Here is a 17086-nt window from a genome sequence, read left to right as displayed (position 1 = left end):
TAAACTATAGGTGGATTACCTCGTCATATGCATCTGCAACAGCTTCCATAACGGCTTCGCTCATGGTAGGATGTGGATGTACTGCCTTTAAAACTTCATGTCCAGTAGTTTCCAATTTTCTGGCAACAACAGCTTCTGCAATCATATCGGTTACACCGGCACCGATCATATGGCAGCCTAACCATTCTCCATATTTGGCATCAAAAATGACCTTGACAAATCCATCAGAAGTTCCAGAAGCTTTGGCTTTTCCACTTGCGGAAAATGGAAATTTCCCAACTTTAATATCGTACCCTTGTTCTTTTGCCTGTTTTTCTGTAAGTCCTACGGAAGCAACCTCTGGCATACAATAAGTACATCCAGGAATGTTTCCATAATCTAACGCTTCTACGTGCATTCCTGCGATTTTTTCCACACAAAGAATGCCTTCTGCAGATGCAACATGCGCCAAAGCTTGGCCTTGGGTAACATCTCCAATGGCATAATACCCCGGAATGTTGGTCTGGTAGTAATCGTTGACCAATATTTTGTCTCTGTCCACCGCTATCCCTACATCTTCCAATCCAATGTTCTCGATATTGGTTTTTATACCTACTGCAGATAACACAATGTCAGCTTCCAGTACTTCTTCGCCCTTCGAAGTTTTTACGGTAGCTTTTACGCCTTCTCCAGAAGTGTCTACTTTTGTGACCTCTGCCGAGGTTTTTATTTTAACGCCTGTTTTTTTGAAACTGCGTTCTAACTGCTTGGAGATATCTTCGTCTTCAACAGGAACGATATTGGGCAAATATTCTACAACCGTAACTTCCGTACCCATCGAATTGTAGAAATAAGCAAATTCGATTCCGATGGCACCACTACCAACAACGATCATTTTCTTCGGTTGTTTTTCCAAGGTCATGGCCTCACGATAGCCTATTACCTTTTTTCCGTCCTGTGGCAGGCTTGGCAATTCTCGGCTTCGTGCTCCGGTAGCAATGATAATATGGTCGGCGGAATATTCGGCAGGGTCACCATGCTCGCCTTTGACCACTACTTTTTTGCCCGGTTGTATTTTTCCAAAGCCGTTTAAAACTTCAATCTTATTTTTCTTCATCAAAAACTGAACACCTTTGCTCATGCCATCGGCTACACCACGACTTCTTTTAACAACGGCATCAAAATCGTGCTCTACGTTTTCGGCATTTAGGCCATAATCTTTGGCATGCTTCAAGTATTCAAAAACCTGAGCGGATTTCAATAGTGCTTTAGTAGGGATACAGCCCCAATTAAGACATACGCCACCTAAACTTTCTTTTTCTACAATAGCTGTTTTGAATCCAAGCTGAGAAGCTCGTATTGCAGTTACATATCCACCAGGACCACTACCCAAAACAATTACATCGAAATTGCTCATTCGTTTTTGATTTTAATTATTAAAAATGAAGTGCAAAAGTACGCAATTAAGACACCAAAAACCAAGTGTTAAATCCATTGAATTATCTTCGGCCTTGATTTAAGAAATGTCTTGTCCAAACATTTTTTTATTGAAACCCCCAGAGCTTCCTTTGGGGATTGAAAGTGAAATCCATTCCGAACCTTTAATCATCCTTCCAACAAAAACAAGCTGGCCCACATGATAGGAATAATGTACCAACTGCCGATTGATGGCCTCAACAACAGTATGTTCTTCATTGCGGATTTTAATCTTTGTGTTGAAATTAGATGCATCGATACCGGCGATTGCTTCAAAAAGGCAATTCCACCCTTTTTCCCAAGCAATGATCATTGTTTTTTTTGAATCGTAGGCTTCGACAAATTCCGTATCTCGATTTCGCCAAGTTTTTTCGCCATCCTCGGTCAAGAAATTGGTCCAGCGACTCAACATATTGCCAACCATATGTTTTACGATAATAGTAATGGAATTGTCGTTAGGGCCGTGTACCCAATGGATTTCATCATTGGAAAGTTGTGCAAAGGTTTTGTCTCCCAATGTCTTGTATCGATGAAACTCAAAGAGAACATTTTTTAAATAGTTTTCTTCAAACGTCATTCCTGTTCCTTGGCATCAAAACCAATACTTACCGAGTTAATACAGTAACGCTGCCCTGTAGTTTCTTTAGGACCGTCATTAAATACGTGGCCTAAATGGCTTCCACAGTTTGCACAGACGGTTTCGGTCCTCAGCATGCCATGGCTGGTATCCCTAATGTATTCGATTGCACCTTCGACAGCTTTATCAAAAGAAGGCCATCCACAACCACTTTCGAATTTATGATCGCTTTCAAAAAGTTTAGCATTGCAAGCTTTACAACGATAATCGCCATTTTCAAAATGGAGATTGTAAGCGCCTGTGAATGGTCTCTCAGTACCTTTTTGCCTTAGTACATAAAACTCTTCGGGAGAGAGCTCTTCTTTCCATTCAGCTTCCGTTTTCTGAATATCGTATTTGTTTTCCATATCTTTTTTTGGTTGATGGCAGATGGATTTTGCAATTTTCCTGACTCCTAGCCCTCAAAAATATAAGCTCTAAGTTTTTAAGTTGAAAATTCGCGGCATGTTGTTATAAAAGTACATTTTTAACGAACAACGAACAACGAACAACGAACAACGAACAACGAACAACGAACAACGAACAACGAACAACGAACAACGAACAACGAACAACGAACCCTACTTCACATCTGGAATAAAATCTAATGCCACGCCATTGATACAATGTCTTTTCCCGGTCGTGTCGCTTGGGCCATCATTAAAAACGTGACCTAGATGCCCACCACAAGTTGCACAGTGTTCCTCGGTACGTGCATAACCAATTTTATAGTCTACGTCATATGCTACGTTCCCTTCTATCTCTTGGTCAAAACTTGGCCACCCCGTTCCGGATTTAAACTTGTTCTCGCTTCGAAACAATGGGGTTTGGCAGGCCGCACAAACATAAGTTCCTTTTTCTTTGTTGTCCAGTAAATCACTGGTGAATGCATTTTCGGTTGCCGCTTTTCTAAGTACGTAGTATTCCATATCGGTCAGCTCGGCTTTCCATTCTGCATCCGTTTTGGTTACGGCATAAGCAACTTCTTTTTCTTTCCCTGTAGTTTCCTTTTTCTCTTCTTGTGATATGCCCTTGCACCCAGCTATACTTATGAGTACTAGTAATAGCAATTTTTTTCCCATGTAATCTTTTTATAAATAGACGTAATTTTAGGTAAAACCTTTCAAACTAATATAAATAAAAAAATCCCTTTCTTTCGAAAAGGATTTTCTTAACTTAAGATTTTAGAGAGACAACCAATCCTATGGTAAGGCCTGTTGGATAGACTTATTTATTCCCTAATTATAGCTTGAATGTCTTGTATATTGACGTCTTTTAAATTCATCATCGCATTAATGTTGGACAATTGTTCTGCTGTCATGGTCGCAATTATATCGGCGGGTATTATCACAACCCGTACTGGAATGTTCTGGGTATCTGCAGCCTCTAATGTACTAAGGTCGTTATCACCTATAATTTGCAATTCTACAGTATCAAATGTGTGGTCGAAGATATATTGAAATTCTCCAAATTCATCAAAAACGCTTGCGGGCAGGGGAGTATAGAATCCGTTTTCCAGTGAAATATAAACCAAAAAAACGACATCATTATTGCCTAAGATTTGATAGGACAACTGATTGCTTCTCCAAATATTTCCTTCTGCATTATAGCTGAAATTCGCAGTTTCTTCAAATACTTCGGTCAAGGGAGCATCAAGTCCATCTTCTCCGTCCCTTCCGTCAAATCCCGGAGGACCTTCGGGGCCTTCACATGACACGGTAAATAAAATAAGCAGTGCTCCAATTAGTACATTAAATTTATTCATAATTTTTGATTTTTGATTTGTCTTCATTGTATTTGTTTTTTTGTTAAAATCAAAAAGCATTCCATTTTTGTGTAACGTTAGTTTTATTTTAAACCAAGTGTTTAAAATCGAATTCTTGGTCAAAGATGTAGTATCTTGTACACGTTAAATCAGCATGTATGTCCAAGGTAGTTGCCCATAGTCTTTTTACTGAATTTGATATCAATCTTTTTAAGGGAGGAAAGCATTTTAGGCTTTATGAAAAATTAGGGGCCCACTTAACAGAAGTTGATGGAATAAAGGGTACTTATTTTGCGGTTTGGGCTCCTTCGGCTAAATCGGTAGCTGTTATTGGTGACTTTAATTTTTGGCAAGAAGGAGAGCATCAGCTCAATGTGCGTTGGGATGAAAGTGGTATCTGGGAAGGTTTTGTGCCAGGAGTTGATAAAGGCACAAAATATAAGTATAAGATTCAATCGCACAATAATGATATCTGGACCGAAAAAGCAGACCCTTTTGGCAGATACTGCGAAATCCCCCCAATACAGCATCTGTAGTTTGGGATGGGCCATATGACTGGAAAGACAAAAAATGGATGGAGTCCAGAGAATCCCATAATGCGTTGGATAAGCCTTATTCCGTTTATGAAGTACACTTGGGATCCTGGAAAAAGAAAAATGGCTGGGAATCGCTCTCCTATATCGAATTAGCAGATGAACTTGTTGATTATGTTGCAAAAATGGGCTTTACCCATGTAGAGTTTATGCCCATAATGGAATACCCCTACGACCCTTCTTGGGGCTATCAATTAACGGGATACTTTGCACCAACGTCTAGATTTGGAAAGCCTGAAGATTTTAAACTCCTTGTGGATAAATTCCACCAAAAAGGAATAGGGGTAATCTTGGATTGGGTACCGTCCCATTTCCCCGAAGATGCCCACGGTCTTGGTTTTTTTGATGGCTCTCACTTATATGAACACCCGGACAGAAGAAGAGGCTACCATCCTGATTGGAAAAGTTTGATTTTCAATTATGGAAGAAACGAGGTTAGGGCATTTTTGATTAGCAATGCAATTTTTTGGCTAGATCAATATCATGTAGATGGACTTCGTGTTGATGCCGTGGCTTCAATGTTGTATTTGGACTATTCGAGGGAAGATGGTGAGTGGGAACCCAACATGTATGGCAATAATGAAAATTTAGAGGCCATGTCCTTTCTTAGGGAAATGAATCAAGAGGTGTATGCTAGCTTTAAAGGGGTACAGACGATTGCGGAAGAATCTACGGCCTTCACGGGAGTTTCCAAGCCCGTACATTATGGCGGACTTGGCTTTGGTATGAAATGGATGATGGGTTGGATGCACGATACGTTGGAATTTTTTAAAAAGGAACCGATTCATCGTTCGTACGACTTAAATATGATGACCTTCAGTATGACTTATGCGTTTACTGAAAATTTTATGCTTCCATTTTCACATGATGAAGTAGTTTACGGTAAACAATCACTGCTGTACAGAATGCCCGGTGACGAATGGCAACGTTTTGCTAATTTAAGATTGCTTTTTGGATACATGTTTACTCACCCTGGAGGAAACCTGCTTTTTATGGGAGGGGAATTTGGGCAATCTTCCGAATGGAATTTTCAGGAAAGCTTGGATTGGCATTTAACGCAGTACGATTTTCATTCAGGGATTCAAGAAGTCGTCAAAGATTTAAATGCGTTGTACAAAAACAACCCTGCACTCTATGAAAAACAATTTAGTCCAGAAGGTTTTCAATGGATTGAATACAATGATCAGGAAAATACGGTCATAACTTACATACGAAAAGGCCATGATTCGAAGGATGACCTCATTGTTGCTTGCAATTTCACACCCGTGCCCAGAGAAAATTATAGGGTTGGGGTGCCAAAGACAACACAGTTAAAATTGCTGTTTAACAGTGATGATAAAAAATATAGCGGTTCCGGAAAAGGCAAAAAAACGCTAAAACCTTCAGCAAAAGAATGGAACGGTCATAAGCAATCTGTTTTAATGACGTTACCTCCCTTGAGTGTAGTGATTTACCGATAGTTATTTTACGCAAACGTTGTAGTAAAGTTGTTTAAAACATCTTTTTAATTTCTCGGTATAAAGCCTTTCTTTTGTGAGACCTAATCACAGAAAGATGATTACCAACACAGAGATTGAAAAAAGAGGTAACCAGCACCCTAACCATATAGTCGACTTTAAGCACGAAAATGATAAGCTTTATTTTACCACCCAGAACGGTGTAATTTTGGAGCTGACCATACTACGCGATAGTGTGGTACGGTTCAGGTACGCGACCGAACATGTTTTTGAACCTGATTTTTCTTATGCCATAAGCGACGACGTTAGCTTGGGGTACAACGAGCTTGAAGTAAAAGACGAGATTCCCGAGTATGTAGTTACCACATCAAAAATTAAGATATACATCAACAAGTCCAACCTAAAGGTGCAGATCGTCGATTTGGAAGATGTAATCATTAGTGATGACGAATTGGGGTTTCATTGGGAAGAGAACTATGACTATGGGGGTAACATTGTTAAAATGGGAAAAGTATGTCATTCTGGCGAAAGCTATTATGGCATGGGTGACAAGGCTTCGCACACAAATTTAAAAGGCAAACGCGTAAATAACTGGGTAACGGATTCATATGCCTATGGTAAGGACCAAGAACCGTTGTACAAATCAATACCGTTTTATGTTGGACTAAAGGAAAACATAGCCTATGGGGTTTTCTTTGATAATTCGTTCAGCACATATTTTGATTTTGCCAATGAAAAAAGAAATGTGACCAGTTTCTGGGCAGATGGGGGAGAGATGAACTATTATTTCTTTTATGGCCCAGAGATGAGCCAAGTGGTCGAATCCTATACTGATTTAACGGGAGTACCTGAATTACCACCATTGTGGGCATTAGGATTTCATCAATCCAAATGGAGCTATTTTCCGGAACGTAAGGTGAAGGATATTGCGGCTACATTTAGAAAACTTCAGATTCCTTGTGACGCTATTTATTTGGATATTGATTATATGAATGGTTTCCGATGCTTTACGTGGGACAATCATCGTTTTCCAAATCCAAAGAAAATGATTGAAGAACTGGAAGAAGATGGTTTCAAAACTATTACCATGATCGACCCGGGAATAAAAATCGATAGGGATTATTGGGTCTATCAACAAGCAATGGACAATGGATTTTTTTGTCGCCGTGCAGATGGTCCGCATTTTAAAGGAAAAGTATGGCCTGGTGAATGTAAATTCCCAGACTACACAAATCCAGAAGTACGGGAATGGTGGGCCGGACTTTATAAGGAAATGATTGCTGAAATTGGCGTTCACGGCGTTTGGAACGATATGAACGAGCCTGCGGTCATGGAAGTGCCTACAAAAACGGCAAACCTCGATGTGAGACATGATTATGACGGCCATCCATGTAGTCATAGAAAGGCGCACAATATTTATGGTATGCAGATGGTGCGGGCCACTTACGAAGGAATCAAGAAATTTACTTTTCCAAAACGTCCGTTTGTATTGACACGTGCAGCCTATTCCGGTACGCAGCGTTATGCTTCTACCTGGACAGGCGATAATGTTGCGACATGGGAGCATCTTTGGATTGCCAATGTACAGATGCAACGTATGTGCATGAGCGGTTATTCCTTTGCCGGTTCCGATATTGGTGGTTTCGCCGAACAGCCTAATGGAGAACTGTTTGCCCGATGGATGCAACTGGCAATTTTCCATCCGTTTTGCAGAGTGCATTCGAGCGGTGATCATGGCGATCAGGAACCTTGGTCATTTGGTGATGAAATCACTGAAATAGTCAGAAAGTATATTGAACTTAGGTATCAATTGTTGCCCTACTTGTACACAATGTTCTACAAATACATCAAAAATGGGTTGCCAATGCTTCAATCTTTGGTTTTCTATAATCAGAAAGACACGCAGACCCACTTTAGAACGGACGAGTTTCTATTTGGTGAACAAATGTTGGTATGTCCCGTGCAGGAGCCCAATGCACAGGGTAGAAGAATGTATTTCCCTCAAGGTAAATGGTATAATTACTGGACAGATGAAGTAATTACTGGGGGTTCTGAAAAGTGGGTAGCAGCAGAAATAGAAACGATACCTTTATTTGTCAAGGAAGGCGCCATGATTCCCAAATACCCAGTACAACAATATGTTGGAGAAAAAGATTTTAAAGAACTGGGAATCGATATCTATTATAAAGAAGGAATAGAAAACTCCATGGTTTATGAAGACCAACAAGATGGCTATGATTATAAAAAGGGACGTTTTAGTTTAAGAAGGTTCAGGTTGCGCGGAAAAGAAAATCAATTGATCATACAACAGTTCAAGGATGGAAATTTTACCACTCCGTATGAAAAATTTAAACTCACTTTCCACGGATTGCCCTTTACCATAGCAACGGTACAGTTGGATAACGAGGTTGTGGATAATAAAGACATAAAATTAAATGGTAACAATATTATCGAAATAAGCAAAGATTTTACGGAATTGCATATCATCGGAAAATAATATTTTTTGTATTTTACCTAAATTAAACACTATACAATACCATGAAAAGAATAGTTCACATAGCAGTTGTTTTTTTAATCGTTACTGCCTGCAAAACAAATCCGTTTACTGGAAAAAGTACATTGAATTTTTATCCCAATAGCCAAGTATTTCCTATGGCTTTTGCCCAATATGACCAGTTTTTGACAGAAAATAATGTTGTAACTGGAACTTCAGAAGCACAAATGATTACCAATGTTGGCCAGCGTATATCATCTGCAGCAGAGCGTTGGTTAAATGCTAATGGTCACCCTGGATATCTTAAAGATTATCAATGGGAATACAACCTCGTAAAAGATGAGACCGTAAATGCATGGTGTATGCCCGGTGGTAAAATTGTCTTTTATACGGGGATTTTACCTATATGTCAAGGTGAAACGGGTGTAGCCGTCGTAATGGGGCACGAAGTGGCCCATGCTTTGGCGGACCATGGGGCACAACGCATGAGTGCAGGAATGTTGCAACAAATTGGAGCAGTTGCAGGTAATGTCGCAATTAAGGACCCAGAAAAACGAAACATGTTCAATCAAGCGTATGGTGTTGGATCATCTTTGGGCGTTATGTTGCCATTTAGCAGGGGTCATGAAACAGAGGCCGATAGAATAGGGCTACAAATTATGGCGATTGCTGGCTATAACCCAGATGAAGCAGCTAACCTTTGGAGAAGAATGAAAGCCAAATCTGGAGGGCAGTCTCCACCTGAGTTTATGAGTACACACCCTTCAAATGATACAAGAATCAGTAACTTAACAGCATGGGCTCCTGATGCCAAAAAAGAAGCTGCCAAATTTGGAGTGACTTCATTTAAATAATCAGATTGAATGCAGCAAACTTTAATGTCGCTGAACAACCTTTTTATTAAGGGATTGTCCAGCGACATTTTTTTATTTATAAATAACTATGACCAAGGTACTAGCACTAAAAGGCAGCAAAAAACTATTAAATGCATGGGCATTTTACGACTGGGCAAACTCTGTATACAGTCTTGTTATTTCTTCAGCTGTCTTTCCAATTTTTTATGGAGCGTTATTCCGTATTGCAGAGATTGAAAAGGTTACCGTATTCGGGGGAGAAATTGCAAGAGCACCATTGATCAGTTATGTGACCTCACTTGCATTTGTCTTTATAGCGATTATAACACCTTTAATCTCTGGTATAGCAGATTACTTAGGCAATAAAAGACTTTTTCTAAAATTTTTCTGCTATTTGGGAGCGCTATCGTGCATAGGACTTTACTGGTTTTCCTTGGAGAATATTTATTTTGGATTAACATGCTACTTCTTTGGATTGGTAGGATTTTGGGTAAGCTTTGCCATAAATAATTCCTATTTGCCAGATATTGCATTTCCAGACCAGCAAGATGGCATTAGTGCCAAAGGATTTTCATTGGGCTATGTTGGTAGCGTAATTCTCCTCATTTTTAATCTGGCCATGGTGATGCAACCAGCTTTGTTTGGAATTACTGATAATGGTAATGAAGTAGCCGAAATAAAAGCAATGAAATATTCTTTTGTATCTGTGGGAATATGGTGGATACTTTTTAGCCAATATACTTTTACTGTCTTGCCAAAAGGTTACAAAAAGGAGGGAGAGCGAACCAATATTATCCTTAACGGATTTAAGGAGCTACAGAGTGTTTGGAAACAGTTGGGAACCGAAACCCGTCTTAAACGGTATTTAGGTGCGTTCTTCGTTTATAGTATGGCCGTACAGACCATTATGCTTATTGCAACATACTTTGGTGAAGAGGAAATAAATTGGGGTACGGATAGTGAACGAACCACTGGGCTTATCATCAGTATTTTAGTGATTCAGATTGTAGCAATTTTTGGGGCAACGGTAACTGCTTTTGCTTCTAAGGCCTTCGGTAATATCAAGACCTTGGTCGTTATCAATATTTTTTGGTTGCTCCTTTGCGTATATGCTTATTTTTTACAGACTCCTATGGATTTCTATATCGCCGCTGGCTTGGTCGGTATTGTCATGGGTGGCATACAAGCGTTGTCGCGATCTACCTATTCCAAGTTTTTACCAGAAACCACGGATACCGCTTCATTTTTTAGTTTTTATGATGTGGCCGAGAAGATAGGTATTGTTATTGGTACTTTTCTTTACGGTATAGTAGCACAAATTACGGGCAGTATGCGGGATGGCACCATCTTTTTAGGGCTGTTTTTTTTGGTTGGCGTATTGCTGTTGTTACGAGTAAAAAAGAACTGAATTGAACAATCTAACCACTTTTCCAACGTTGTTTAGTTCGACCTCACATTGTTTAATTAAAATTTTATTCAATGATTATTTTTGGAAGTAGAACGGCGCATGTAGTCACAAGGCCTGTTCGCAATTCAGTATGTTCAAGTTGTTCAAATTCTGGAACAATCAATTTAAGTGTATTCAGAAATCATTTTCATGTGTTTTGGATACCTATGTTCCCGTACAGTAAAAAAGGAGTATCCCAATGTAGCCATTGTAAAAATGTGTTGACGCATAAGGAGATGCCAGAAAGATTAAAAAACGAGTATCATAAAATTAAGCAAGAGCACAAAGGTCCAGTTTGGCAGTTTTCAGGATTGGTGCTGTTGGTTCTCCTAATATGTTTTATTGCTTTTCAAATTAATACGGACAATAAAAACGAGAGTTTATATATTCAATCTCCTGCAAATGGAGATGTCTATTACCAAAAGCTGCCAAATGGTTCATACAGTACCGGAAAAGTGGTGAATGTAACCAATGACAGTATTTATTTGGTATTCAATAAGTTTGAGATAGCTAAAATGAGCAGGGTCTATAAAATTGATAAAGAGGAGAATTACGCTTCTGAACAATTTTCAGTACACATCGACGATTTGAAAAAAATGTATGAAGACAACGAAATCTATCGTATAAAAAGAGACTGAATATGCAGTAATTTTAAAAACCCTGACCAGTATATGGTCAGGGTTTTTTATTTTGATTGATGATGATTTTGTTTTTTGATTGGTTATAAACTCCGTTCTAATATTTGGAGATATCTCCAGAACCGGAAGACTTGGTTTTTAGCTTTTCAGGATTCCCGCGGTAACTAATATCTCCTGAGCCTGAAACTCTGGCATCTAAGCTTTTATTAGCAGTGACTTTTATATCGGCAGAACCTGATACTTGTGCTGTAACATTATCCGCTTCAAGGTCGTAGGCTTTAATATCCCCTGAACCTGAAATCTGTACCTCCAAATCAGTGGTGCTACCGTCAAGATTTATATCTCCAGAACCAGACATGGTTGCTGTTACGCTTTCTGCCTCAATAGAAAGTGTGATATCGCCCGAACCGGACATTCTGGTCTTAAAATCACCTGTTTTAATTGTTTTTTTACCAACAATATCACCAGAACCGGATAAAGTAACTGCATCAATGGTCTCAACGGGAACGGTAATATGGATTCCATCTTTCCAATTGGATGGTTTTAAGTTTAGACCTTTTTCCACTTTGATTACTAGTTTACCATCCTTGACTTCGGTTTTAATATGTTCCAGTAAATTAGATTCACCTCTTAGTGTAAGTTCTCCTTCATTACCGTCTACCAAATCCACATCGAACCAACCTGCTAGGGCTACTTCGTCATAGCTTCCAACTGAGCGTTCTATCGTTGTTACATTACCGTTTCCTTTAATTCTTCTTCCCCATTGGGCGTTCGTAATAGCTACCATGGATAGCGCGATTCCTAATGTGATGATTTTTTTCATAGTTGTGTGTTTACTGATTGTTTTTTGATTTGACATTTAATTTTGGTAGAACGATATTCCACCATATTCACTGTTTATATAGACAACGTTGCCCGAATTGTCGGAACCGTAGTATCCGTTATAATATTTTTCGCTCGATTTCTCCTTACTGACCTGTACTTCAAAATCGCCTATTCCACTAACACCCGCATACTCTGTTGAAATATCAAAATCAAAGTAATATTCGGGATGATACCCAATTTTGATGCCTGTATAATCAGTTTTTATGTTGACATCACCTGCATCAGGTGCCAACTGGCTAATCTTTATAGAACCATAGTCCGATGTAACGGAAACATCACCATGGACCGTTCCAAGTTTTACACCAATATAATCTCCATTTCCAGTTACATTTTTTACTTTCCCTACTTCAATAGACCCGTAGTCACTTGCATAATCCAAATTCTCCATTTCCCTGATAACGGCATTGGTATAATCTGCCCTAACATTTAGATTTCCTGCTTTTTCAACCGTAAATCCGGAGTAATCCGCAATGATTTCTCCACTGTTTATATAATCGAATGTAGAACGTGATGTATAGTCGAACCGAAGTTCATTGTTGCGCCCTCTTAGTTCTCCCACATCGATTTTTCCATAATCACAATTGATTTTTGCATGCCCATCTATACGGTCTAGATAGATATTTCCGTAATCGTTGCTTAAGCTTACGTTATTTTTTACAGGTACTTTTACGGTATAGTTTACCTGGACATTCACATTTTTGCTTTTTCCCCATTTCCATCCCCATCTATTGCTTTTGTCGCCAAAGAGTGTTCTTGCAGAGACTAAACTGTTACTTGCTTCAAAATCAACATCAATCTCGTTCAGACGTTCTATGACCCGTTCCTCGTTATTGCCATTTGTTTTTATGTGAACCTCTATTACGACCCGGTCTTCGTTCCATGAGGTAATGTTAAGGTTACCGTAGCTGTTCTTTACTTTAAAAAGTGCATTGGCACTTACGTTGAACTCTTTTTTTATGGTCTTTTCCTTGGTATATCTTCCGCCCATTTTGCCCGTACCCGCACTTATTGTAAGCGGTACAATGGCAACTGCCAGTAAGATGTATTTATATAGTAGAATTTTCATCATTGTATGATTTTAGATTTTTAATATTTTCAACATTGACCAATACTTCTTGCAAAAGGTCGATTCTAGTTTGAAAGTTGGTTATCATGGCATTTAAAATGAATTTACTGTTGCCACCATTTATGAGTTCTGTCTCAAGTACTTCATAGTCATTTTCAAGTTTATCCAGTTGGGCCAATGTATCATCTACCAGTTGTGCCGTGGCCGGTGATTTTTCATCCTTGAGCAATTGTACTTGTTCTTCAATAAGACTGGCAAAGTAAGATTCGGTTCTTGAAACTTCTGGAGAGATTTCCACGACCTGCTCCCTAACACTTTGGTCAGTATTGAACACTTGTAGCCCTACCATGCAAATAAGCACTACGGACGCCGCAATGGATAAGGGCCTCCACCAATTGGATTTTTTCCTTTTTATGGAAACTACCCCGTTATGTTGGTTCAGTTTTTCCAAAAACCTGTCTTGATGCCCACTTTTAGGCTCTTCAAAGTCAAAATCATTTTCAAGGTTTTTAAAAAGCTGTTCTAAATTATCTTTGTTCATAGTCCTACATTTACAGTCAATTTTTTTCTAAGACTCTCTTTAGCCCTGGAAATTGTAGTTCTACAATTGGCATAGCTAATGTTCATAATGTCACTGATTTCTTCGTAATCGTATCCTTCAATTAGATGTAAGGTCAAAGAAACTCTGTAATTATCTTTTAAACTTTTCATGGTTTCCATCACTTTTTGAGCCTTCAGTTCAGTATAACCATTGTGATTCAAAGCAACTTCATCATTATCTTCGACCTTGTACAATACTTCATCTAAATCAACAGCTTTTGTTTTTTGCTGTTTTTTGTAATGATAGATACTGTTGTTTATCACAATTCGCTTTAACCATGCCCCAAAGGTCACGTCTCCTTTAAATGTATGCAGTTTCGTAAACGCGTTCAAAAACGATTCTTGCATCACATCTTCAGCTTCCGCAGCGTCCTTTACAATCCTAAAAGATATGTTGTACATAGCTTTATAGTACCTATTGTAAATTTCCAGTTGCGCACTTTGTTTTCCTTTTAAACAAGATTCAAGCAGTGCATCAGTATGTTCATTTTGGTGGCTCAAAAAATGAATGGTTTGTCTTAGAGATGGATGAATTTATCAATTGTTACACTTTTTCTAAAATTTTAATTTTTAATGGCACAAGAATTGCCTTTATGGAAGAGAAAAAGAACCCCAAACCCTTTATAATTCTTGTTTTAAAGCTATTAAAAGGGCTGGTTGTTCAATTATAAACTGAAGATATGGGTCGTTTGTGACAAAATGACCGAAATAGATGCTATGGGAGAAATAAAAATTTCAACTTTTGACAATATTTCACTGCAAGGTCTAGATGAAGATGCAGAATTAATACCATTATTGACACCAGAGGACGAGGAGGAAATGAACAAGGAAGACCTTCCGGAGACATTGCCTGTTCTGCCTTTACGCAATACCGTACTCTTTCCGGGAGTGGTGATTCCAATTACTGCTGGAAGGGATAAGTCCATAAACCTAATAAAAGATGCCAATAATGGTTCTAAAACCATTGGTGTGGTCTCACAGAAAGACGAAGAAACGGAAAACCCTGGAGTGAAGGACATCAATACTTTGGGAACCGTTGCACGAATTTTAAGGGTCTTGCAAATGCCCGATGGAAATACAACGGTCATTATTCAGGGAAAAAAACGGTTTGAAATTGCCGAAGTGGTTTCTGAAAAGCCTTATCTGACCGCTACTGTAAAAGAAGCTGCAGAAGAGCGACCCGATGAAAAAAGCGAAGAATTCAAAGCGATCATTGATTCTATCAAAGAATTGGCTTTTAAGATTATAAAGGATAATCCAAATATTCCAAGTGAAGCGACATTTGCTATAAAAAATATACAGAGCAATTCATTTCTTATCAATTTTGTATCGTCCAATCTTAACCTTAGCGTTGCCGAAAAACAAAACCTTCTTGAGATTCCAAACCTGCAAGAGCGCGCATTGACGACCTTGAAGTACATGAACACGGAACTTCAGAAACTGGAATTGAAAAATGATATCCAGTCAAAGGTGCGCAGCGACATGGACCAACAGCAGAAAGAGTATTTCCTGCACCAACAGATGAAGACCATCCAAGAAGAACTTGGCGGAATTTCGTATGAGGAAGAAGTGGATGAAATGCGGGCCAAGGCCAAGAAAAAGAAATGGAACAAAAAAGTTAAGGAACATTTTGAGCGCGAACTAGCTAAAATGCAGCGTATGAATCCACAGGTTGCGGAATATTCCATTCAGCGTAACTATTTGGACTTGATCTTGGATTTACCGTGGAACGAATTTTCCAAGGACAAGTTCGATTTAAAAAGAGCCCAGCGAATATTGGATAGAGACCATTATGGTCTTGAAGATGTGAAGCGAAGAATTATCGAATATCTCGCCGTTTTAAAACTTCGAAACGATATGAAATCCCCCATCCTTTGTCTTTACGGACCTCCAGGGGTAGGTAAGACATCCTTGGGTAAATCAGTTGCCGAAGCTTTGGGGAGAGAATATGTGCGGATGTCTTTGGGAGGTTTGCGCGACGAAGCTGAGATTAGGGGACATCGTAAAACCTATATTGGCGCTATGCCCGGAAGAATCGTCCAGAGTCTTAAGAAAGCGGGCACTTCCAACCCGGTGTTTATCTTGGACGAAATCGATAAGCTTTCCAACAGCCATCAGGGTGACCCTTCTTCTGCCATGTTGGAAGTTCTTGACCCGGAGCAGAACAGTGAGTTCCATGATAATTTCTTGGAGATGGGCTATGACCTTTCCAAAGTAATGTTCATTGCCACTGCAAATAATTTGGGTAGCATTCAGCCAGCATTGCGCGATCGTATGGAAATCATCAATGTAACAGGTTATACCATTGAAGAAAAGGTAGAGATTGCCAAAAAACACCTATTGCCAAAGCAATTAAAGGAGCATGGGCTTTCGAACAAAGATTTAAAAATTGGAAAGCCGCAATTGGAGAAAATTGTCGAGGGGTATACCCGAGAATCCGGAGTGCGTAGTCTAGAAAAGCAATTGGCAAAAATGGTGCGCTATGCGGCCAAATCCATAGCTATTGAAGAGGAATATAACATCAAGGTCAACAATACCGATGTAGAAAAAATATTGGGACCTGCCCGTTTGGAGCGTGACAAGTACGAGAACAATGATGTTGCCGGCGTTGTAACAGGATTGGCGTGGACCAGTGTTGGAGGTGATATTCTATTTATCGAATCTATCTTATCCAAAGGAAAAGGTGCTCTTAATATTACTGGAAACTTGGGTAAGGTGATGAAGGAATCTGCCACAATTGCCATGGAGTATATCAAATCCAATGCAGATATTTTTGATATTAACCCAGAAGTGTTTGACAACTACAATGTTCATATTCATGTTCCCGAAGGAGCCACACCAAAAGATGGTCCCAGCGCAGGAATAACCATGCTTACTTCTTTGGTCTCGCTCTTTACGCAAAAAAAGGTAAAAAAGAGCTTGGCGATGACAGGGGAGATAACCCTTAGGGGAAAAGTGCTGCCCGTTGGTGGAATCAAGGAAAAGATTTTGGCGGCTAAAAGAGCTCGTATCAAGGAAATCATTCTTTGTGAGGATAATAGAAAGGATATTCAAGAAATCAAGGAAGATTACCTAAAAGGATTGACGTTCCATTATGTTTCTGATATGAGTGAGGTGATAGCCATTGCCGTCACCAAGACCAAGGTCAAAAACGCAAAGAAACTTTAGTTTTTCTAATGATTTTCTAGCTATTTTTAGCATTACTGAACTAAATTC

Annotated in this window: 14 protein-coding genes and 1 pseudogene; 6 read left to right on the top strand and 9 right to left on the bottom strand. The window is 39.2% G+C overall.

Translation table 11 applies throughout. The features are described 5' to 3' along the window. Positions 1-4 precede the first annotated feature (4 nt). From lpdA to LV716_RS00675, 5 genes are all read right to left on the bottom strand, one after another. Positions 5-1396: a dihydrolipoyl dehydrogenase gene (gene lpdA, locus LV716_RS00695; protein ID WP_163419365.1), complete on the bottom strand. Its 1392-nt coding sequence runs from the start codon at positions 1394-1396 to the stop codon at positions 5-7. A 99-nt stretch (positions 1397-1495) separates the two neighbouring features. After that, entirely contained in the window at positions 1496-2032 is a 537-nt protein-coding gene (locus LV716_RS00690; protein ID WP_163419364.1) for a DUF1572 family protein, read from the bottom strand. After that, positions 2029-2439: a peptide-methionine (R)-S-oxide reductase MsrB gene (msrB, locus tag LV716_RS00685; protein WP_163419363.1), complete on the bottom strand. Its 411-nt coding sequence runs from the start codon at positions 2437-2439 to the stop codon at positions 2029-2031. The genes LV716_RS00690 and msrB (LV716_RS00685) overlap by 4 nt, the downstream gene beginning before the upstream one ends. A 213-nt stretch (positions 2440-2652) precedes the next feature. Beyond that, positions 2653-3153 carry a peptide-methionine (R)-S-oxide reductase MsrB gene (gene msrB / locus LV716_RS00680; RefSeq protein ID WP_163419362.1) on the bottom strand — a complete coding sequence of 167 codons (501 nt, stop codon included), beginning with the start codon at positions 3151-3153 and terminating at the stop codon, positions 2653-2655. Between the two features lie 149 nt (positions 3154-3302). Next, the gene (locus LV716_RS00675; protein WP_163419361.1) at positions 3303-3836 is read right to left on the bottom strand and encodes a hypothetical protein; all 534 of its coding nucleotides are present in this window, start codon (positions 3834-3836) and stop codon (positions 3303-3305) included. Positions 3837-3994: 158 nt separating this feature from the next. Here LV716_RS00675 and glgB point away from each other — a divergent pair. The 5 genes and pseudogenes from glgB to LV716_RS00650 all read left to right on the top strand — a co-directional run bounded on the left by glgB (position 3995) and on the right by LV716_RS00650 (position 11319). Continuing rightward, positions 3995-5889: pseudogene (gene glgB, locus LV716_RS00670) on the top strand (1,4-alpha-glucan branching protein GlgB). A 94-nt stretch (positions 5890-5983) separates the two neighbouring features. Further along, positions 5984-8383 carry a TIM-barrel domain-containing protein gene (locus tag LV716_RS00665; protein WP_163419359.1) on the top strand — a complete coding sequence of 800 codons (2400 nt, stop codon included), beginning with the start codon at positions 5984-5986 and terminating at the stop codon, positions 8381-8383. A gap of 41 nt (positions 8384-8424) precedes the next feature. Continuing rightward, positions 8425-9234 carry a M48 family metallopeptidase gene (locus LV716_RS00660; protein ID WP_163419358.1) on the top strand — a complete coding sequence of 270 codons (810 nt, stop codon included), beginning with the start codon at positions 8425-8427 and terminating at the stop codon, positions 9232-9234. A gap of 88 nt (positions 9235-9322) precedes the next feature. Further along, a complete protein-coding gene (locus LV716_RS00655; protein WP_163419357.1) occupies positions 9323-10642 on the top strand; it encodes an MFS transporter in 1320 nt (439 codons plus the stop codon). Positions 10643-10713: 71 nt separating this feature from the next. Next, positions 10714-11319, top strand: a complete 606-nt coding sequence (locus LV716_RS00650; RefSeq protein WP_163419356.1) for a zinc-ribbon domain-containing protein — start codon at positions 10714-10716, stop codon at positions 11317-11319. 97 nt (positions 11320-11416) lie between these two features. Here the strand turns inward: LV716_RS00650 and LV716_RS00645 are convergent, their stop codons facing one another. The 4 genes from LV716_RS00645 to LV716_RS00630 are packed head-to-tail and all read right to left on the bottom strand — an operon-like array spanning position 11417 to position 14371. Further along, entirely contained in the window at positions 11417-12142 is a 726-nt protein-coding gene (locus LV716_RS00645) for a head GIN domain-containing protein (RefSeq protein ID WP_163419355.1), read from the bottom strand. A 36-nt stretch (positions 12143-12178) separates the two neighbouring features. Continuing rightward, a complete protein-coding gene (locus tag LV716_RS00640; protein ID WP_163419550.1) occupies positions 12179-13270 on the bottom strand; it encodes a hypothetical protein in 1092 nt (363 codons plus the stop codon). Then, positions 13251-13811, bottom strand: a complete 561-nt coding sequence (locus LV716_RS00635; RefSeq protein ID WP_163419354.1) for a hypothetical protein — start codon at positions 13809-13811, stop codon at positions 13251-13253. The genes LV716_RS00640 and LV716_RS00635 overlap by 20 nt, the downstream gene beginning before the upstream one ends. Beyond that, a complete protein-coding gene (locus LV716_RS00630) occupies positions 13808-14371 on the bottom strand; it encodes an RNA polymerase sigma factor (RefSeq protein WP_163419353.1) in 564 nt (187 codons plus the stop codon). The genes LV716_RS00635 and LV716_RS00630 overlap by 4 nt, the downstream gene beginning before the upstream one ends. A gap of 216 nt (positions 14372-14587) precedes the next feature. Here LV716_RS00630 and lon point away from each other — a divergent pair, with 216 nt between their 5' ends. After that, entirely contained in the window at positions 14588-17038 is a 2451-nt protein-coding gene (gene lon / locus LV716_RS00625) for an endopeptidase La (protein WP_163419548.1), read from the top strand. Positions 17039-17086: the final 48 nt, after the last annotated feature.

The organism is Flagellimonas sp. HMM57, assembly GCF_021390175.1.
GTDB lineage: Bacteria > Bacteroidota > Bacteroidia > Flavobacteriales > Flavobacteriaceae > Flagellimonas.
Note: the sequence above shows the minus strand (reverse complement) of the source record. Positions and strands in the feature narration are given on the sequence as shown.